The sequence below is a fragment of the Ectothiorhodosinus mongolicus genome (assembly GCF_022406875.1).
Taxonomy (GTDB): domain Bacteria; phylum Pseudomonadota; class Gammaproteobacteria; order Ectothiorhodospirales; family Ectothiorhodospiraceae; genus Ectothiorhodospira; species Ectothiorhodospira mongolica.
This window is the reverse complement of sequence record NZ_CP023018.1, coordinates 544,853-563,824: the sequence shown is the minus strand read 5'-3', so window position 1 is coordinate 563,824 and position 18,972 is coordinate 544,853. Positions and strand designations below refer to the sequence as shown.

Genomic DNA, 18,972 nt, shown 5'->3' with positions numbered 1-18,972 from the left:
ATTTTTCTTCGAAAAATAAATCCGTCCCCATTTTTTAACGGTGGCGGCGTGGGGTCGTACCCCTTTGGGGTCTCGGAGTGCCGGCGCGCGGAGCACGTTCGCGGCGCGGCGGTTTGCTCAGTTCACTGGCCAGTAGGCTATCTTCTGTCATTGCGGCGGGAATTTTCACGCCGATGTACTCTTCGATCTCAGGCAAATAGAAGGCGTAGTCTTCGCAGGCGAAGCTGATGGCGTCGCCCTCGCGACCGGCGCGACCGGTGCGACCGATGCGGTGGGTGTAGTCCTCGCCGGACTGCGGTAGATCAAAATTGAATACATGCGAGACATCTGGGATATGCAGACCTCGCGCAGCCACATCAGTGGCCACCAGCACGCGGTAGTCGCCCTGCTCGAACTGAGCAAGCAATTTTTCGCGCTTGCGCTGTGGCACATCACCTGAGAGCAGGGCTGTCGTGATGCCATTGGCCTGCAGCCAGTCGGTCAGCCTTTCGGCAACATGCTTGGTGTTAACGAACACTATTGAACGCTCGGGTTGCCACTGCCGCATCAAGCCGATCAGCAAAGGGATCTTCTGATCGTTGGCGGGGTAATACACCGACTGACGGACGCGCTTAGCGGTGATTTGTTCATCCTGCGTCTGCAGTTTGATGGGGTTATTCATATGTTCATAGGCCAGCTCCATCACGCGAAAAGACAGCGTCGCGGAGAACAGCATGGATTGGCGTTCTGCCGGTGGGCTCATGCGCCGCAGCAGAAATCGAATGTCTTTGATGAAGCCGAGATCGAACATGCGGTCAGCCTCATCCAGCACCAAGACTTGGGTCTTTTTCAGCGAAAAGACTTTCTGTTTGAAGTAATCAATGATGCGCCCCGGCGTACCAATCAAAATATCCACGCCTTCGGCGAGTTGTTGGCGCTGTTTGTCGTAATCGGTGCCGCCATAAGCCAGACCGAGCTTGAGTCCGGTATGGGCGCCCAGCGACACAGCATCCTTGTGTATTTGAATGGCTAACTCACGGGTCGGGGCTAAGATCAACGCTCTCACATCGTTGATGTTGCGTTGCTCAGGTTCTGGTTTGGTGAGCAAATGCGTGAACACAGTGATCAGGAACGCCGCGGTCTTTCCCGTCCCGGTTTGTGCCTGACCGGCGACATCCTGCCCCTGCAAAGCATGGGGTAGGGCTAGAGCTTGAATCGGCGTGCATTGGGTGAAGCCGGCGTCCGCTAGGCCTTGTCGTAAACTATCGGGAAGTTCTAGGGCGTTGAATTCGGTATTGCTGAGATGCTGTTCAGACATGGATTAGGATTCTTTGGTTGACGGTTGCCCACGCGCACTTGAAATACTGAGTGGAATGGGCTGAGAATGCGGTTTACTTGGCTGTATTCTAACCGGAGGTCTTGCGCAGTGAGTCAAATTAACCATGTCACGGATGCCAATTTCGACAGTGATGTTCTTCAATCCGATCAGCCTGTATTGGTTGATTACTGGGCCGAATGGTGTGGACCTTGCAAAATGATTGCTCCGATTTTGGATGAGATTGCCGCAGAATATGCCGGTAAATTAAAGGTCGCCAAGCTCAATATCGATGAAAATCCAGCCACACCACCCAAATATGGGATCCGCGGGATTCCCACCCTGATGTTGTTCAAGGGCGGTAACGTGGAAGCCACCAAGGTAGGCGCTCTGTCAAAGTCACAGCTCGCTGCTTTTATCGATCAAAACATCTGATTGATGCTTTAAAAGCCCCTCGGGTTTGCCGTGGGGCTTGACACAAAGACTAGACAGTTCGGATCGAAACTGGTATTTTCCGCGAATTACTATAGCACAGTGGCTGTGGGTCTTAACGCTACTGGCTGTCATCTACTGAATTTCGCCTGATACCCCCTCAGATCATCCCTGACACCGGTAGTCCGGCAACCACTCGCGATCTTCCCCCGATCCATTACCCAGAAAACCCATGAATCTGACTGAACTGAAACGTAAATCCGCCTCCGAGCTGGTGGATCTCTCACAGAACCTGAATCTCGAGGGCATGGCCCGGGCGCGCAAGCAAGATATTATCTTTGCGATTCTCAAAGCGCGAGCCGAGGGTGGTGAAGATATTTTCGGCGATGGCGTTTTGGAGATCATGCAGGACGGCTTTGGTTTTCTGCGCGGTGCCGATAGCTCTTATCAGGCAGGGCCTGACGATATCTATGTCTCACCCAGCCAGATACGGCGCTTTAGTCTGCGCACTGGCGATACCGTTTCTGGCAAGATTCGCCCGCCCAAAGAGGGTGAGCGTTACTTCGCGCTACTCAAGGTCGACAGCATCAATTTCGAAGCTCCAGAGTCGGCCAAACATAAAGTTCTTTTTGAAAATCTCACGCCGCTGCATCCGAATCAGCGGATGCGCGTGGAGCGCGGCAACGGATCGACCGAGGACATCACGGCGCGTATTATTGATATCGTCGCGCCATTTGGTAAGGGTCAGCGTGGTCTGATCGTCTCCCCGCCAAAGGCTGGTAAAACTCTGATGTTGCAAAATATTGCGCAGAGTATCACCGCCAATTTCCCGGAAATTTATTTGATCGTGCTGCTGATCGATGAGCGTCCTGAGGAAGTCACAGAGATGTCGCGTATGGTGCAGGGTGAGGTGGTCTCATCCACCTTTGATGAGCCAGCGACTCGCCATGTGCAGGTTGCGGAAATGGTCATAGAAAAGGCCAAGCGGTTGGTGGAGCACAAAAAAGATGTGGTTATTTTGCTGGACTCCATTACCCGTTTAGCGCGCGCCTACAACACGGTGGTGCCGTCATCGGGCAAAGTGCTCACCGGTGGCGTGGACGCCAACGCTTTGCATCGACCCAAACGTTTCTTTGGCGCGGCGCGCAACATAGAAGAGGGTGGCAGTCTGACCATTTTGGCCACCGCCTTGGTGGATACTGGCTCGAAGATGGACGAGGTGATTTACGAGGAATTCAAAGGCACGGGTAACATGGAAATCCATCTTGATCGGCGTATCGCTGAGAAGCGGATTTACCCGGCCATCAATGTCAATCGCTCGGGTACCCGGCGCGAGGAGCTGCTCACCGATCCGGAAGAGTTGCAAAAGCTATGGATCCTGCGCAAGTTCCTACACCCCATGGACGAACTGGAAGCCATGGACTTCTTGCTCGGTCGCCTGCAGTCAACCAAGACCAACAACGAGTTTTTCGATCTGATGAAGCGGGGCTGATTAGCCCCAGTCTTCGGGGTCGATTCCCCAAACCTTTTCGGCATACTCCTCGACCGTTCGGTCGATGGAGAAATAGCCCATGCGCGCGGTATTCAAAAGGGTCTTGCGGGTCCACTCTTCGGGCTGTTGATAGAGCGCATCCACTTCTTGCTGCACAGCCAAGTAGGATTCAAAATCCGCTAGCACCATGAAGGTGTCATGCTCGAGAAGATCCTCCACCAGATCTCGATAACGCCCCGGGTCGGCAGGGCAGAAAAAGCCGTCGCGGATCATATCCAGCGCTTCGCGTAACTCATGATTGGCTTCATAGAAATCGCGCGGTCGATAGCCCTTGGCGCGCAGGTCTTCCACTTCTTGAGTGTTCATGCCAAAGATAAAGAAGTTATCCTCGCCCACGGCTTCACGAATCTCGATATTGGCGCCATCGAGGGTGCCTAACGTCATAGCGCCATTCAGAGCCAGCTTCATATTGCCAGTGCCCGAGGCTTCGGTGCCGGCGGTCGAGATCTGCTCGGATAAATCGGCGGCCGGGATAATAACGGAAGCGCTGCTGACCTCGTAATTGGGCAGGAAAGCGACCTGCTGTTTCTTACGCACGACTGGATCATGATTGACGACTTCAGCCACATCATTGATCAAACGAATAATCTGCTTGGCGCGCATATAGGAGGGTGCTGCTTTGCCTGCAAAAATACTGACGCGCTGTGCTTGTTCGTCGCTGCGGCCATCGCGGATGCGGTTATAGTAGGCAACGATGTGCAAAATATTCAGCATCTGTCGTTTGTATTCATGGATACGCTTGATTTGCACATCGAATAGGGCCTCAGGGTTTACGGTGAGCCCCAGTTGTTGATGGATCAGCTTAGCTAAGCGCTGCTTATTGGCATTTTTGATTTCGCGGAAGCGGGCACGAAATGCCGGGTCCTCGGCTAGGGGTTCGAGTTGTTTTAACTGTCCTAGGTCCGCGATCCAGTCGCGGCCGCAATGTTCTGAAATCAGCTGACACAGACCGGGATTGGCTTGATGCAGCCAAAGCCGTGGCGTAATGCCGTTGGTGATATTCACGAACCGCTCGGGCCAGAGTCGATGGAAGTCATGGAATAGGTAGCGCTTAAGCAGCTCGGTATGCAAAGCAGCCACGCCGTTGACGCGATGAGAGCCAACAACCGCCAAATGGGCCATGCGTACGCGGCGTTCGCCCTCTTCATCGATAATTGATAAGCGTCGGGCGATGGCATTATCGCCGGGGAAATGGCGACGCACTTCATTCAAGAAATGGAAATTGATATCGAAAATAATTTGCATGTGGCGGGGCAGAACCCGATCCATGAGCGCTATGGGCCAGGTTTCTAAAGCCTCTGGCATGAGAGTGTGGTTGGTGTAAGCGCAAACGGCCTGGGTGATCGTCCAAGCCTTGTGCCAATCCATATGATGTTCATCCATCAGAAGACGCATTAATTCCGCCACCGTCAGCGCCGGATGGGTGTCATTGAGCTGAATTGCGACTTTGTCACCCAATTGATCTACCGCGTAACCCAGATCCAGATGCCGGGCGATGATGTCTTGCACCGAGGCGGAGACAAAGAAGTATTCTTGTTTGAGGCGCAGTTCGCGGCCTATGGCTGTGGCGTCATTGGGGTAGAGCACCATGGAGATGGTCTCAGAGCCAATCTTGTCTTGCACCGCGCCAATGTAATCGCCTTCATTAAAATATTTGAGGTTGAAGTCCCGCGAGGCTTTGGCAGCCCACAGGCGTAGGCTGTTGACGTTCTTTTTGCCAAAGCCGGGGGTTAATAGGTCATAGGCCATGGCCACGACTTCTTCGCCATCTTCCCAGTGGTAGTGGGTTTGGCCCCGCTCTTGGTGCTCCACGACATGGCCGTAAAAGTGCACCATGTAGACCTTTTCCGGTCGGGGTAATTCCCATGGGTTACCGTAACGCAGCCAGTTGTCTGGGTGTTCGACTTGTTCGCCGTGTTCGATTTGCTGATTGAACATGCCGAATTCATAGCGGATACCATAGCCGCCGCCGGGCAGCGCCAGGGTCGCCATGGCATCGAGAATACACGCGGCCAGGCGGCCCAATCCGCCGTTGCCAAGAGCGGCGTCCATCTCGACATCAATCAGCTCATGAAGGTCCTGGCCTAGGTCCGCTAGGGCATCGCGGCAGTTCTCATAAAACTCAAGGTTAAGCAGACTATTGAGCAGCATGCGCCCAATGAGATATTCCATGGAGAGGTAGTAGACGCGCTTGGCTTGTTTTTTCATGAAGGCGCGGCGGGTGTACATACGCCGCTCGACCATGCGCGCTCGGACCACGTGGGCTACTGCATGCATCCAATCTCGACGTGTGGCGATCTGTGGATCTTTACCGATGGTGTGTATCAGGGCGTCTTCAATAGCGGCCCGAAGAGTCTCCCGATCACAGGAGAGCATGTCTTCTTCAGAAGCAATCGCGGTGTCGACGGTTTCCAGCATCGATGGTTTCCCCCAAGGTTAAGGGCGCCCGCTGGATGGTTCGCGTGCGATCGCCCGATAGCCGATGTCCTTACGATAATACACGTCATCCCAGTGAATGTGCGCCAAGCGTTCGTAGGCTGTGCGATGTGCCGCGCTAACAGTATCGCCAAGGCCCACGACGCAGAGTACGCGTCCACCCTGCGTGCTTACCTGATCGCCTTGCAATGCTGTGCCGGCATGAAACACCTTGGTGTCGGGTATCTCAGGCTTATCCAGACCCTGAATGATGTCGCCCTGACGATAGGCTTCGGGATAACCGCCCGCGGCCAAAACCACGCCCAAGGCCGGCCGTGGATCCCAGTCTGCAGAGGTTTTATCGAGGTCTCCTGCCAGAGCGGCTTGTACCAGATCTACCAAGTCAGAACGCAAGCGCATCATAATGGGCTGAGTTTCTGGATCACCAAAACGGCAGTTGAATTCCAGTACATTGGGTGTCCCATTCTGATCAATCATCACCCCGGCATAGAGGAATCCGGTGTAAGGGTTACCCTCCGCCGCCATGCCGTGCACCGTGGGGAGAATGACTTCCTGCATAATGCGTTCGTGCATATCCGCATCGACCACCGGAGCGGGTGAGTAGGCACCCATGCCACCGGTATTGGGGCCTTGGTCGCCATCATCGCGCGCTTTGTGATCCTGGGAACTGGCCATGGGCAGGACATTCTCGCCATCCACCATACAAATGAAGCTTGCTTCTTCGCCGCTTAAAAAGGCCTCGATGACCACACGATGACCCGCGTCGCCAAAGGCATTGCCCGCCAGCATATCGCGCGCCGCGGCCTCGGCTTCTTCTTGAGTCTGGGCCAAAATTACGCCCTTGCCGGCTGCTAAGCCATCGGCTTTGACGACGATCGGTGCGCCCTGAGCACGGATAAAATCGAGGGCCTCAGGCAAATCGGTGAAGCTGCCATAAGCTGCTGTGGGGATGTTATGACGCGCCAGAAAATCTTTGGAGAAGGCTTTCGAGCCCTCTAATTGCGCGGCTTTAGCGCTGGGGCCAAAAATGGCCTGACCGGCCTCGCGAAAAACATCGACCACACCGGCGACCAGCGGGGCTTCCGGGCCCACAATCGTGAGGGCCACAGATTCATCTTGCGCTGCCTGCAGCAGGCCTTGGATGTCCATGACATCAATCGCCAGATTGCGGCATTTGGGTTCACGGGCTGTGCCGGCGTTGCCCGGGGCGACTAAGACTTCAGTCACGCGCTCGGATTGCGCGACTTTCCAAGCCAGAGCATGTTCGCGGCCTCCGGAGCCAATGATCAGGACTTTCATGGACTGCTCCTTAATGTCTGAAATGGCGCATGCCGGTGAATACCATGGCCATGCCATGTTCATCGGCTGCGGCAATAACCTCTTCATCGCGCATCGAGCCGCCCGGCTGGATTACCGCCTCAATACCTGCTGCGTGGGCGGCATCGATGCCATCACGAAACGGGAAGAAAGCATCAGAGGCCATCACTGAACTGGCGACAGTGAGGTTTTCATCCGCGGCTTTGATGCTGGCGATGCGTGCCGAATACACCCGGCTCATCTGCCCGGCGCCCACGCCAATGGTTTGGCCGTCGCGGGCATAAACAATAGCGTTGGATTTGACGAATTTGGCGACGCGCCAGGCAAATAGCAAATCTTCGCGCTCCTTGGCGCTGGGCTGACGTTGGCTGACCACGCGTAAATCGCTGTCGTTGATTTGTCCCAGATCTCGATCTTGCACCAGTAGCCCGCCATTAACGCGCTTGAAATCCCAGGCGGCCTTGGGCTGGGTCGGCCATGTGCCACAGGAGAGGGCGCGCACATTGGGTTTGCTAGCGAGTACTTGTAGGGCAGCGGCGGTGATTTCTGGGGCGATGATGACTTCAACGAACTGGCGCTCGATGATGGCTTGCGCTGCGGCCTGATCTAATGGCCCGTTGAAGGCGATGATGCCGCCAAATGCTGAGGTGGGATCTGTCTGAAAGGCCTTGTCATAGGCTTTCAGCAGACTTTCAGCCACCGCTACCCCGCAGGGGTTGGCGTGCTTGACGATGACGCAGGCGGGCTGGGAGAACTGTTTGACACACTCTAGGGCGGCGTCGGTATCGGCGATGTTGTTGAAAGATAATTCCTTGCCTTGGTGTTGTTGGGCGGTGCTGATACCGGGTTCCGTTCCCTGAGCCTCGACATAGAAAGCTGCGGACTGATGTGGGTTTTCGCCGTAACGCATTTCTTGCTGTTTTTGGTATTGCAGGCTGAGCGTGTTTGGGAACGCCTCAGTTTGGCCATCAGTACTGATGCGCGTGAGATAGTTGGCGATGGCTCCATCATAGCGGCCGGTGTGGGCAAAGGCTTTGGCAGCCAGCTCAAAACGCAGGGCGTCGGCCAAGGCGCCATTATTTTCTTGCATCGCCTGGAGCACGCGTGGGTAGTCTGTCGGATCGACCACGATACCGACCGAGGCATGATTCTTGGCTGCGGCGCGCACCATGGCGGGGCCGCCAATATCAATGTTCTCGATAGCCAGATCCAGCGTGCAGTCTGGGCGCGCCACGGTGGCATCAAAGGGATAGAGATTCACCACAACCAGATCGATGGGCGGGATGTCGTGTTCCTGCATCACCGCATCATCCATGCCGCGTCGCCCCAGAATACCGCCGTGGATTTTAGGATGGAGGGTTTTGACACGGCCCGCCATCATTTCGGGAAAGCCGGTGTGGCTGGAGACTTCAGTGACGGGTAATCCCAGATCCGCCAAAAGTTTAGCGGTGCCGCCGGTGGAGAGTATGGCGACTCCCTGAGCAGCTAAGGCTTTGGCGAAATCCTCTAAACCAGTTTTGTCGGAGACGCTGATCAGCGCGCGGCGAATAGGGGCGAGGGCGATTTTGCTCATGAGTTTGTCTGCGCTTTCGGGCGAAAAAGCTTCAGATTATAGGGTTTTGGCCAAAAAAAAGCGCGGCTAAGAAGCCGCGCCAAAAACCACCAAAGGAGGATGGAGGAGTATACCAAGCACCGGAGGAGATCCTGCGCTTGATATGATTCCAATTCTATATGCTGCACTGCACATGTCAAGGGTCATGTCAGAAAAATCTCACGGCCCTTGCGTTCGCGCAAGTCAGATTTGTAAGCGCTCCACCACCCGCCCATTGAGTAGGTGTTCTTGGATGATTTCATCGACATCGGCTGCATCCACATAGGTGTACCAAGTGCCCTCGGGGTAGACGACGGCAACCGGGCCCTCGTTACAACGATCTAAGCAGCCGGCATTGTTCACCCTGATCTGACCCTTGCCATGAATGCCCAGCTCTTTGGCGCGCTTCTTGGCATAGGTGCGCATCTCGCTGGCACCAAAAGCTTCGCAGCAATTGCCGTCCTCGCGACAGTTGGTGCAAAAAAACAAATGCCGTTCGTAGTAACTCATTGCGTTGTCACCCAATTGGTGATTACCAGAAGTCGTACACTAAGTTCATGGTGGTCACAGTATCGGTTTTACTGCGGCCCTCCGAAACCCTTGAATTGTACTTGATATTCACGGCAAAACGCGCTGCGAGAACATCGGTAATGGCCAAGCGCAGGCTGGTGGTGGAGTCGATTTCAGTATTGTCTGACCCGCTGATGATGACCAACTCCTCGCCAAATCTTGCCGAATCACTGATTTGATGGCGGAATTGTGCGGCGCCGCGGACCACCGCCTCATTTTGGCTGCTTTCGTTGGGTTTTTTATTCTGGCGCACACCAGGGCCTGCCTCTACTTCTAGAGAGGTGCGGTCAGTGTTGATGAGGCGACGGCCATAACCGGCAGACAACGAACGTTGATAGTCATAACCGCTGAAGCGATCTTTGTCATTACGAAAGGCAGAGAAGAGGTAATCATTGGCGCTTAAGCGTCGGTCGGCTTGCAGTTGTAGTAAGTAACGTTCCTGGGTTGTGCTCTTGTCTTCAGAGCTTTGCACCACATCCAGGCTCGCACGATTGCGCCATTGCTCATTTTGAAACTGCACGCGCCCCTTAGCATTAAGGTTGCTGGAATCGGTGTTGCCTGTGGAGAGAGCGGCGCCAAACTCCACACTGCCGCGCCAGCCCATGGCATCCTCCCATTCGGCCATTACGCTCATAGGTATGAGCAGCAAAAGCCCCATTAAATACACTTTGCACTGTTGCGACCGAGACATGCACACTTGTCCTTTGTTTGATGGAATTCAAATTTACCCTAACAGATGAAATTTTCAGAGCAACTCCAAGCTACCGACTTATGCGTAAAATGCGGCTTATGCTTGCCGCATTGCCCCACTTATGGGCTTTCCCAGAATGAGGCGGATTCGCCGCGCGGGCGGATCAATCTGATGCAAGGGCTAATGCAAGGCATCATGCATGAGAGCGCAACGGCCCGCAGCCACTTGGAATCTTGTTTGCAGTGCCGCGCCTGCGAGGCAGTTTGCCCATCCAAAGTGCCCTTTGGTCACTTGATGGATATCACTCGGGCGGAGCTGATTCCGCCCCAAGGTGCGCCTCGTTTAGCAGAGCAGCTGTTGCAGCGGCCCATGCTCAAAGCTGGCGTGGCATTGGGTGGTCAAGGAGTGCGCGCTTTGGGTTTGCAGCGTCCCTTGTCACACTGGCCCAGTTTGGCTCCGCTCAGGCTCATGGGTATTGCCCCTCCGAAAGCCCAAGCTGAGTCGGATGCCGATGTTTTTTTATTCACGGGATGCACCGCCAGTGTGTTTGACGGTGAAGCCTTGCAAGCGACCAAGCGCATCTTGGAGGCTCTGGGCTTAAAGTTGTCTATTCCCAAGCATGATCTGTGCTGCGGGGCTTTGCATCAGCATGCCGGTCGCGCGGCTCAAGCAGTGCAACAACAAGCCGAAGTTCAGGCCTCATTGCAGGGGTTTGAGGGGGCTGTGTTGGCGCTCAATAGCGGTTGTGGCGCGACGCTGACGGAATATTCTCGAGTAACCAGTCCTTGGGCCGATCGTGTGGTGGATTTGCCGACACTTTTACTCAAACAGAAGCTGAGCGCCTTGGCATGGCGGGCGGATCCTGTGCGGGTTGCTGTGCATACGCCCTGTACTCAGCGCAATGTTCTTAAATCGCATGCCGCAACTTTGGCCTTATTGGCACAGCTGCCCGGGGTCGGCATCGTGCCCTTGGCAGAGAATGATCGTTGTTGTGGGGCAGCGGGCACGCATATGTTGACCCACAAGCAGCAAGCCGAGGCATTGCTATCGCCCAAGCTAGATGCGCTTGAAGACGCCAAGGTTGATATCTTGGTAACCGCCAATATTGGCTGTGCGCTGCATTTTCAACAGGGATTGGCCAAGCGCCGTCAGGAGTTGCCCGTGGTGCACATCGCCAGTTTTATTGGTTCTCGGTTACCTGAGGCTTGAACCCAGGTGCTGCGCTCGGGTATGTTCAGTCCATGCGACGCTATTCAACGACTGACCGACTCCTGACCGCCTGTGATGAGGCACTGTGTACTCTTTTTGGGCGCCCGCGCGCGACCGAAAGACCGCATCCTGCTGCTGGCTTAGCTGAGCCCGAATTAGATGACAACGCTCGGCGCTTATCGGCTGCCTTGATGCGTATCAATCATGCCGGAGAAGTTGCTGCTCAAGGACTTTATCAAGGGCAGGCGATTACCGCGCGCAGTGATGAAGTGCGACGCAGTATGGAGCACTCTGCGCGTGAGGAAAATGATCATCTGGTGTGGTGCCAGGATCGCCTGGAAGCGCTGGGCAGCCATACCAGCTGGCTGAACCCCGTTTGGTATACCGGTTCGTTTGCCATTGGTGCGCTAGCGGGCTGGGCGGGAGATAAATGGAGTCTGGGTTTTGTGAACGAAACTGAACAACAGGTCGTGCGCCATCTAGATGAGCATTTAGAGCGCATGGTTCCCGAAGATCAGCCCAGTCGCGCAGTGTTGGAGCAAATGAAGATTGATGAAGCCCATCATGGAGAAATGGCCATGTCCTTGGGCGGGGTGGATTTGCCCTGGCCAGTGCGGCGTTTGGTGATGCCTATGGTGTCCAAGACGATGACCCGCACGGCTTATTGGGTCTAGTCAGGCGAAAACACAAACACTACTTGAAAAAACCTGCGTTTACCGCTACCCTGTCGCGCTCTTTGAAAGCAGCCTGCATAACCTTTGGAGTTGGCTAGATGAAGACCTTTAGCGCCAAGCCCGCTGAAGTCAACCGCGATTGGTTCGTGGTCGACGCCACCGGCAAGTCTCTGGGACGTTTGTCCACGGAATTGGCTCGCCGCCTGCGTGGCAAGCACAAACCGGAATATACCCCGCATGTCGACACCGGCGATTACATCGTTGTGATCAACGCAGAGAAAGTTCGCCTCAGCGGCAATAAAGAGACGGACAAGGTCTATTATCATCACACCGGTTATATCGGCAATATGAAGTCAGCGACTGCCGGACAGATTCGCGCCTCTCATCCGGAGCGCCTCATTGAAACCGCGGTGAAAGGTATGCTGCCCAAGAATCCTTTGGGCCGCGCTATGTTCAAAAAGCTCAAGGTCTACGCCGGCAGCGAACACCGACACACAGCCCAGCAGCCTCAGGCTCTGGAAATCTGATTTAAGCGAGTAAGTATTCATGGCAGCTACCCAGAACTACGGAACCGGTCGTCGTAAACAGGCCACAGCCCGCGTTTTTTTGCGTCCCGGTAAAGGCGATATCACGGTGAATGAGCGTCCTTTGGACCAGTTCTTCGGCCGCGAAACCTCGCGCATGGTCGTGCGCCAGCCGCTGGAAGCTAGTGACAATGTGGGGCGTTTTGATGTGTTTGCCTCTGTCACTGGTGGCGGAGCTAATGGTCAAGCCGGTGCTATTCGACTGGGCATTGCTCGCGCATTGGTTGAGTATGACGAGGCGCTGCGCGGCACCATGCGCCAGCATGGTTACTTGACTCGTGATGCACGTGAAGTGGAACGTAAGAAAGTCGGCCTGCGTAAAGCACGCCGTGCAACACAGTACAGCAAGCGCTAAGACTCGCCCGCCCATTGGGGGATCGTCTAGTGGTAGGACTACGGACTCTGACTCCGTCAACCTAGGTTCGAATCCTAGTCCCCCAGCCATTCTGCACAAAAGCCTCCTTTGGAGGCTTTTGTTTTTTAAGGCGTTGCCAGTATTTTCGGCATCCAACGCTGTGATATTGTTGCAAGATGGCATCCCTAGAATTCATGCGGTCTATGTCTTCCACTCCGGATCTTGATTCGCTTGTCGCCCTAGTCCCTCGGCCATTTGCCCTCTTTGATGCGGAGCATCGTTTATTGGCGGCTAATCAGCTTGCCGCCGATTTATTGGGGCATGCACTTGAAGACCTGGCAGGCATGCCTTGCAAGCATTTTTTTACGGGCCTAGCGGGAGCTTGCGATGGTCCCGAATCCTGTTCCTTACATCGCGCTCTGATCCATGGCAGCCGATTGATAGAGAATATTCAGAATGACAGGCTGGGCGGTCCGCTATCGCTGCATTTGCGCGTGATACAAAACCAGGCAGGCTACTTAGGGGTGTTGCTGGAGGCCGGCAACAGCATGCCCGCAGCTGAGAGCCAGTTAGTGGGTCGCTCAGAGGCGATGCAAAACCTGATGACGATGATTGAGCGCGTGGCGCCCACTCAGGCAACGGTCTTGTTATTGGGCGAGAGCGGCGTCGGTAAGGAGCGCGCCGCTGATCATCTGCATCGTCATTCACGCAGAGTATCGGGCCCGCTGGTGGTGGTGGATTGCTCAACCCTTGGTGAAAATCTCATCGAGGCTGAGCTATTTGGTTATGAGAAGGGCGCGTTTACTGGAGCTGATCGGCGCAAGATTGGCCTGTTTGAAGCAGCCGAGGGCGGCACTTTGTTCATTGATGAGGTCGGTGAAATGCCTCTGGCGATGCAAAGTAAGTTGCTGCGGGCCCTGGAAACCTCCCGCATTCGTCGTCTGGGCGGCACAGACTATATTGCAGTGGACGCTCGCGTCATTGCGGCCACACATCGGGATTTGGCGGCTATGGTGCAACAAGGACAGTTTCGTGAGGACTTGTTTTATCGGCTGTCTGCCTTTCCCATTCAGATCCCCCCCTTGCGGGAACGACCTGATGATATCTTGGCTTTGGCTGAGCACTTCTTGCAGCACAGTGAAGCCGGTGATGCGGCATTGCCGTTGGGGCCTGAGGTTTGTGAGATGCTCTTGGGCTATCAGTTCCCTGGTAATGTTCGTGAACTGAAGAACATCATCAGTCGCGCGGCGATTCTCGCTGATAATGGGCCGCTACGACCCGAGCATATTGCTTTTCAAGCGGTGCGGCGCGGTGATATTGATATATCTGCTGGGCGAATACCGCGAAGCCGTAACCGGCTCAGCACCGAGCGGATCTTGGCTGTTTTACAGGCTTGTGATGGACATCGGTCTGAGGCTGCCAGACAACTGGGCATCAGCGAGCGCACGCTGTACCGTCATCTGCAAAAAATACCTGAGTACTGAACTCAAGAGTTAAGCCGAAAGGGCTGGGCAGCGGATGCTGCAGTGCTACAATAAGCCGATGAGTGCTGCAGCCCAACGTATCCGCGAAATCCCCTACAACTATACCTCTTACTCAGATCGTGAAATCGTTATACGGTTTCTGGGTGAAGAGATGTGGACGGTATTGAATACCCTGCGCGAGCAGCGTCGTACCGGCGTCTCTGCACGCATGTTGTTCGAGGTTTTGGGGGATATGTGGGTGGTCACCCGCAACCCCTATATCCAAGATGATTTATTGGCCAACGAACGGCGTCTCAAGGCCTTGGTGGGGGCTATGCAACACCGCATAGACCAAATTCGCCAGCGCGCCGGCGGCAACGAACAAGCCATCCATTTGGCAGATCGCGCCCAAGCGGCGGTTCAACACTTTGCCGATTGGTTTCCGGCGCAAAAAGCCTTACGGCAAAAAGTGCGCAAGCGCTTAGCCCGAATTACCCGTAGCGACAATATCGGTTTTGATGGTCTAGCCCGCGTCTCCCATGTCACTGATGCCACAGACTGGCGCGTGGAATTGCCTTTTGTGGTGATAACGCCCGATACCGAGGCGGAAATGGCTGGCGTGGTGGCGGCGTGCATCGAATTGGGCTTGACCTTGATTCCGCGTGGCGGTGGCACCGGTTATACCGGGTCGGTGGTGCCACTTACCGATAATGCGGCGGTAATCAATACCGAAAAATTGGAAGCAGTGAGCGAACTGGAGTGGCGTGACTTACCGGGTGTGACGGCTAAGGTACCAACAATCCGTGCCGAAGCGGGTGTGGTGACCAAGCGCGTTGCCGAGGCAGCGACTCGCGGTGGCCATGTATTTGCCGTTGATCCGACCTCTCAAGATGCCTGCACCATTGGCGGTAATATCGCCATGAATGCTGGTGGTAAAAAAGCCGTCCTCTGGGGTACGACCCTCGATAATCTGGCTTCTTGGCGTATGGTGACGCCCCAAGGTGAGTGGTTGGAGGTAGAGCGCCTGGACCATAATCTCGGTCGTATTCATGATCAGGAGACGGTGCGCTTTCGCATCAGTCGCTATCGTGCCGATGGGGTGAGTCTCATTGGCGAGCCGGAAACCATCAGTTTCCCGGGCGCCAGTACGCGCAAAGCGGGCTTGGGTAAGGATGTCACCGACAAGCGCCTGAGTAATCTTCCCGGGGTGCAAAAAGAAGGCTGTGATGGCCTGATTACCTCGGCGGTGTTTGTGGTGCACCGCCTGCCTGAGCATAAGCGCACGGTTTGTCTAGAGTTTTTCGGTAATGACTTGCATGAGGCGGTGCCCGCCATTGTCGAGATCAAGAATGCTTTGGACGCTAATGAAAAAGTCGCCCTGGCGGGTCTTGAACATCTCGATGAGCGTTATATTCGGGCGGTGCGCTACACCCCCAAAGGCGCGCGCCGGGAAAACCCAAAAATGGTGTTGCTGGCCGATTTAGCATCGGATGATGAGGAAGCCGTCGGTGAGGCGGCATCGCTCATGGTGCGTCTGGCCAATGCCCGCCATGGCGATGGTTTTGTGGCGGTTAGTCCCGAGGCACGTCAAAGGTTCTGGGCGGATCGCTCGCGCACCGCGGCGATTGCGGCGCATACCAATGCGTTTAAAATTAACGAGGATGTCGTGATTCCACTGGATCGACTGGCGGACTACAGCGAAGGCATTGAGATCATCAATATTCGCCAGTCCATCAGCAACAAGCTGCGCATGGCGGATGAGATTCATGCTTGGCTGAGTGATATGCCAGCGGCACTGATGTCTGAGTTGAACCTGAATAACGAAGAAGGGCAAAGCTGGTTTGCTGAGCGCCAGCAGCAGGCGGTCGCCATCGCCACTCGGGTGCGTCAGCGTTGGCAACAAATTTTGGATCAGCTGCATACGCCAGCTGCTGATGTCGCGTATCTTCTGGATGAGTCTGCTCAGGCTGCGCGCCGCGATGGCGATCAGCTAGTGCATCTGATTTTGCGCCGAGATTTGGTGATCTCCTATCGGCATGAGCTAGAGACGCCGCTGTTCGAGTGCTTTGCCGGCCGTGATCTGGAGCCGATTCGTCAGCACATCGAGACGATTCATGATCGGGTGCTGACCAGTCGTTTGTTCGTGGCGCTGCACATGCATGCCGGGGACGGCAATGTGCATACCAATATCCCGGTGAATTCCAATGATTACGGCATGATGCTCGAGGCCGAGCGTATCGTCGATGAAGTCATGGCTTTAGCGCGGCGTCTGGATGGCGTGATTTCTGGGGAGCACGGCATCGGCTTGACCAAGATGCAGTACTTACAGCCCGAGGAAGTCGAGGCCTTCGCGCAGTACAAGCAAACTGCTGATCCCCAAGACTGCTTTAATCGCGGCAAGTTACAGGTGGGTTCGGGGTTGGCCATGGCCTATACGCCGTCGCTGCGCTTGGTGCAGGAAGAGGCGTTGATTCTGGAGCAAAGTGAGCTGGGCGCGCTCAATGATGACATTAAGGACTGCCTGCGTTGTGGTAAGTGTAAACCGGTGTGTACCACGCATGTGCCGCGCGCCAATTTGCTGTATTCACCGCGCAATAAAATCCTCGCCACCGGCCTGATTATTGAGGCGTTCTTGTATGAAGAGCAGACCCGGCGGGGTTTGTCTTTGCGGCATTTCGATGAGATGAATGACATTGCCGATCACTGCACGGTATGCCATCGCTGTTTTAACCCTTGTCCTGTGGATATCGATTTTGGTGATGTAACGGCGCGCATGCGCACGATCCTCAAAGACCGCGGCCAGCGCAAAACCAGTATCGCCGCCACCGTGTCTATGGCGTTTTTGAATATCCGTGATCCGCAGACCATTAAATTGATGCGCAAAGGGCTGGCCGAATGGGGCTTTGCGGCGCAACGCTTTGGCTTTGAATTATTCAAGCGCCTGAAACTCAACACCTCCAAAGCAAGACCGGCGGCGACCACGGGTAAAACCCCAGTGGCTGCGCAGGTGCTGCATTTTGTGAAGAAACCCTTGCCGGCAGGCTTGCCAAGTAAAACCACGCGCGCCATGTTGGGACTGGAGGAGTCTAGTCATATCGCCATTATTCGCGATCCCGCCAAACTCGAAGAAAATGGCGAGGCCGTGTTTTATTTCCCTGGATGTGGCTCTGAGCGCTTATTCAGTCAGGTGGGCCTAGCCACGTTGGCCATGCTGTATGGCACCGGTGCGCAGGCTGTGCTGCCGCCCGGTTATCTGTGCTGTGGCTATCCTCAGGAATCCAGTGGCGATCGCGACAAGGGTCGGGCCATCACCACAGAGAATCGCGTGTTATTCCATCGTGTAGCCAACACCTTGAATTACCTGGACATTAAGACCGTGATTGTCTCCTGCGGCACGTGCATGGATCAGCTCTTGAAGTATGAGTTTGATCGGATTTTCCCGGGCTGTCGGTTGTTGGATATTCATGAATATTTGCTGGAAAAAGGCGTGCGTCTCAACCAACCCACGGGCGTGCAGTATCTCTACCACGATCCCTGTCACAGCCCGATGAAAACCTATCAGCCAGTGAGCGTCACCTCAGAATTGATGGGGCAGAAGGTGGTGAAGTCCGATCGCTGCTGTGGCGAGGCCGGTTTATTCGCGGTGAATCGCCCCGACATCGCTACACAAGTACGTTTTCGTAAGCAGGAAGAAATTCAAAAAGGCATCCAGGAGCTGATCGGCTCGCCAGTGGCTGCTCCCGGTCAGGTGAAAATTCTCACCTCCTGCCCAGCCTGTCAGCAAGGGCTATCGCGTTACCGCGCAGAAACAGGGGCTGATACCGATTACATCGTTGTGGAAATGGCCAATCATCTACTGGGCCAAAATTGGCAAACTCAGTTCATCGACCAGGCACGTGCCGGCGGTATCGAAAAGGTCTTGTTGTAAATGGCTTTGTGGATTGCGGCCCTGCTGGGTGTGATTCAGGGCATTTTTATGTTCTTGCCGGTCAGTTCTACAGCGCACATGGTGCTTGCAGAACATTGGCTGATCGCCAAGGGCTATAGTTTGCCGGCGCCGGATAGTGCGGAGATGATTTTATTTGCCCTAGTGGTCCATGTGGGCACCCTGATCTCGATTATTGTGGTCTTTTGGTCGAGTCTGTGGCGATTTACCCGTAACGCCACAGAGGGCGCTTTAAGCTGGGCGGGGCGTGGTGGCCGCGGGGGCTTGCCGCTGTATTTTCGTTTGTTTCTACTGGGCCTGTTCTCAGTATTGTGTACCGGCTTACTGGGTATCGCTTTTAAAACCAGTTTTGAGCAGATTTTTGGTGCTCCTTGGATTATCGCCATCACCCTCACCCTCACCGGTATTTTGCTCTGGTGGACAGACCGTTTGTCGCCGCGCAAACGCGGGCTAAAGAAAATCAACTGGAAGGTGGCCGGGGTGATTGGTTTGGCGCAGGGCTTTGCGCTGATGCCGGGCTTGTCTCGCAGTGCCATGACCATTATGTTCTCGCTGTTTACCGGCCTAAAACGTCGCTGGGCAGCGGAATACAGTTTCTTTCTGGCCATTCCGACGATTTTGGCTGCCACCTTGGTACAGGCCATCAAAGTCTATCGCCTCGATGTCGCCAATGACGTCAGCATGATGGCCTTGACCGTTGGCTTTGTGGTGGCGGCGATGGTTGGGATTGTTTCGCTCAAGCTGGTGGTGTATTTCCTTTATCGAGCTCAGCTGAAAGTCTTTGCGTTTTATGTTTGGTTGCTCGCACTGGCGATTATGCTGGGCTGGATTGATTTGGGGGGTCCCCATTTGGCCTAG

15 protein-coding genes and 1 tRNA gene are annotated in these 18,972 nt (G+C 55.0%); 10 read left to right on the top strand and 6 right to left on the bottom strand.

Annotated elements, in window-relative coordinates:
- Positions 1-34 precede the first annotated feature (34 nt).
- A complete protein-coding gene (gene rhlB, locus CKX93_RS02315; protein ID WP_076754871.1) occupies positions 35-1,297 on the bottom strand; it encodes an ATP-dependent RNA helicase RhlB in 1,263 nt (420 codons plus the stop codon).
- 108 nt (positions 1,298-1,405) lie between these two features.
- Here rhlB and trxA point away from each other — a divergent pair, with 108 nt between their 5' ends.
- Positions 1,406-1,729, top strand: a complete 324-nt coding sequence (gene trxA, locus CKX93_RS02310) for a thioredoxin TrxA (protein ID WP_234982778.1) — start codon at positions 1,406-1,408, stop codon at positions 1,727-1,729.
- A 229-nt stretch (positions 1,730-1,958) separates the two neighbouring features.
- On the top strand, positions 1,959-3,218 hold the full coding sequence (rho, locus tag CKX93_RS02305; RefSeq protein ID WP_076754867.1) for a transcription termination factor Rho: 1,260 nt from the start codon (positions 1,959-1,961) through the stop codon (positions 3,216-3,218).
- Here rho and CKX93_RS02300 read toward each other — a convergent pair whose 3' ends face one another.
- The 5 genes from CKX93_RS02300 to CKX93_RS02280 form a co-directional block, all read right to left on the bottom strand.
- On the bottom strand, positions 3,219-5,696 hold the full coding sequence (locus CKX93_RS02300; protein ID WP_076754865.1) for a glycogen/starch/alpha-glucan phosphorylase: 2,478 nt from the start codon (positions 5,694-5,696) through the stop codon (positions 3,219-3,221).
- Positions 5,697-5,714: 18 nt separating this feature from the next.
- Entirely contained in the window at positions 5,715-7,013 is a 1,299-nt protein-coding gene (purD, locus tag CKX93_RS02295) for a phosphoribosylamine--glycine ligase (RefSeq protein ID WP_076754863.1), read from the bottom strand.
- Between the two features lie 10 nt (positions 7,014-7,023).
- Positions 7,024-8,604, bottom strand: coding sequence for a bifunctional phosphoribosylaminoimidazolecarboxamide formyltransferase/IMP cyclohydrolase (gene purH, locus CKX93_RS02290; RefSeq protein ID WP_076754861.1), 1,581 nt, complete (start codon positions 8,602-8,604; stop codon positions 7,024-7,026).
- 222 nt (positions 8,605-8,826) lie between these two features.
- The gene (locus CKX93_RS02285; protein WP_076754859.1) at positions 8,827-9,132 is read right to left on the bottom strand and encodes a (2Fe-2S) ferredoxin domain-containing protein; all 306 of its coding nucleotides are present in this window, start codon (positions 9,130-9,132) and stop codon (positions 8,827-8,829) included.
- Between the two features lie 22 nt (positions 9,133-9,154).
- Complete coding sequence (locus CKX93_RS02280; RefSeq protein ID WP_159435515.1) at positions 9,155-9,826, bottom strand: DUF481 domain-containing protein; 672 nt, start codon at positions 9,824-9,826, stop codon at positions 9,155-9,157.
- 102 nt (positions 9,827-9,928) lie between these two features.
- Here CKX93_RS02280 and CKX93_RS02275 point away from each other — a divergent pair, with 102 nt between their 5' ends.
- The 8 genes from CKX93_RS02275 (at position 9,929) to CKX93_RS02240 (ending at position 18,972) form a co-directional block, all read left to right on the top strand.
- Positions 9,929-11,092, top strand: coding sequence for a (Fe-S)-binding protein (locus tag CKX93_RS02275; protein ID WP_076754855.1), 1,164 nt, complete (start codon positions 9,929-9,931; stop codon positions 11,090-11,092).
- Between the two features lie 32 nt (positions 11,093-11,124).
- Positions 11,125-11,766 carry a 2-polyprenyl-3-methyl-6-methoxy-1,4-benzoquinone monooxygenase gene (gene coq7 / locus CKX93_RS02270; protein ID WP_076754853.1) on the top strand — a complete coding sequence of 214 codons (642 nt, stop codon included), beginning with the start codon at positions 11,125-11,127 and terminating at the stop codon, positions 11,764-11,766.
- Between the two features lie 98 nt (positions 11,767-11,864).
- On the top strand, positions 11,865-12,293 hold the full coding sequence (rplM, locus tag CKX93_RS02265; RefSeq protein WP_076754851.1) for a 50S ribosomal protein L13: 429 nt from the start codon (positions 11,865-11,867) through the stop codon (positions 12,291-12,293).
- Between the two features lie 19 nt (positions 12,294-12,312).
- Positions 12,313-12,705: a 30S ribosomal protein S9 gene (gene rpsI, locus CKX93_RS02260; RefSeq protein ID WP_076754849.1), complete on the top strand. Its 393-nt coding sequence runs from the start codon at positions 12,313-12,315 to the stop codon at positions 12,703-12,705.
- 15 nt (positions 12,706-12,720) lie between these two features.
- Positions 12,721-12,794 (top strand) — tRNA-Gln (locus CKX93_RS02255).
- Positions 12,795-12,881: 87 nt separating this feature from the next.
- On the top strand, positions 12,882-14,189 hold the full coding sequence (locus CKX93_RS02250; protein WP_084178603.1) for a sigma-54 interaction domain-containing protein: 1,308 nt from the start codon (positions 12,882-12,884) through the stop codon (positions 14,187-14,189).
- A 58-nt stretch (positions 14,190-14,247) separates the two neighbouring features.
- Positions 14,248-18,096 (top strand): DUF3683 domain-containing protein, encoded by a 3,849-nt coding sequence (locus CKX93_RS02245; RefSeq protein ID WP_076755223.1) that lies wholly within the window; start codon positions 14,248-14,250, stop codon positions 18,094-18,096.
- The gene (locus CKX93_RS02240) at positions 18,097-18,972 is read left to right on the top strand and encodes an undecaprenyl-diphosphate phosphatase (RefSeq protein ID WP_076754846.1); all 876 of its coding nucleotides are present in this window, start codon (positions 18,097-18,099) and stop codon (positions 18,970-18,972) included. It abuts the gene before it with no gap.

Excerpts from the sequence above, each read along its gene's own strand:
- rhlB (WP_076754871.1), bottom strand. The coding sequence starts at position 1,297 with ATGTCTGAACAGCATCTCAGCAATACCGAATTCAACGCCCTAGAACTT.
- rho (WP_076754867.1), top strand. The coding sequence starts at position 1,959 with ATGAATCTGACTGAACTGAAACGTAAATCCGCCTCCGAGCTGGTGGAT.
- CKX93_RS02300 (WP_076754865.1), bottom strand. The coding sequence starts at position 5,696 with ATGCTGGAAACCGTCGACACCGCGATTGCTTCTGAAGAAGACATGCTC.
- purD (WP_076754863.1), bottom strand. The coding sequence starts at position 7,013 with ATGAAAGTCCTGATCATTGGCTCCGGAGGCCGCGAACATGCTCTGGCT.
- purH (WP_076754861.1), bottom strand. The coding sequence starts at position 8,604 with ATGAGCAAAATCGCCCTCGCCCCTATTCGCCGCGCGCTGATCAGCGTC.
- CKX93_RS02285 (WP_076754859.1), bottom strand. The coding sequence starts at position 9,132 with ATGAGTTACTACGAACGGCATTTGTTTTTTTGCACCAACTGTCGCGAG.
- CKX93_RS02280 (WP_159435515.1), bottom strand. The coding sequence starts at position 9,826 with ATGAGCGTAATGGCCGAATGGGAGGATGCCATGGGCTGGCGCGGCAGT.
- CKX93_RS02275 (WP_076754855.1), top strand. The coding sequence starts at position 9,929 with ATGAAATTTTCAGAGCAACTCCAAGCTACCGACTTATGCGTAAAATGC.
- coq7 (WP_076754853.1), top strand. The coding sequence starts at position 11,125 with ATGCGACGCTATTCAACGACTGACCGACTCCTGACCGCCTGTGATGAG.
- rplM (WP_076754851.1), top strand. The coding sequence starts at position 11,865 with ATGAAGACCTTTAGCGCCAAGCCCGCTGAAGTCAACCGCGATTGGTTC.
- rpsI (WP_076754849.1), top strand. The coding sequence starts at position 12,313 with ATGGCAGCTACCCAGAACTACGGAACCGGTCGTCGTAAACAGGCCACA.
- CKX93_RS02250 (WP_084178603.1), top strand. The coding sequence starts at position 12,882 with ATGGCATCCCTAGAATTCATGCGGTCTATGTCTTCCACTCCGGATCTT.
- CKX93_RS02245 (WP_076755223.1), top strand. The coding sequence starts at position 14,248 with ATGAGTGCTGCAGCCCAACGTATCCGCGAAATCCCCTACAACTATACC.
- CKX93_RS02240 (WP_076754846.1), top strand. The coding sequence starts at position 18,097 with ATGGCTTTGTGGATTGCGGCCCTGCTGGGTGTGATTCAGGGCATTTTT.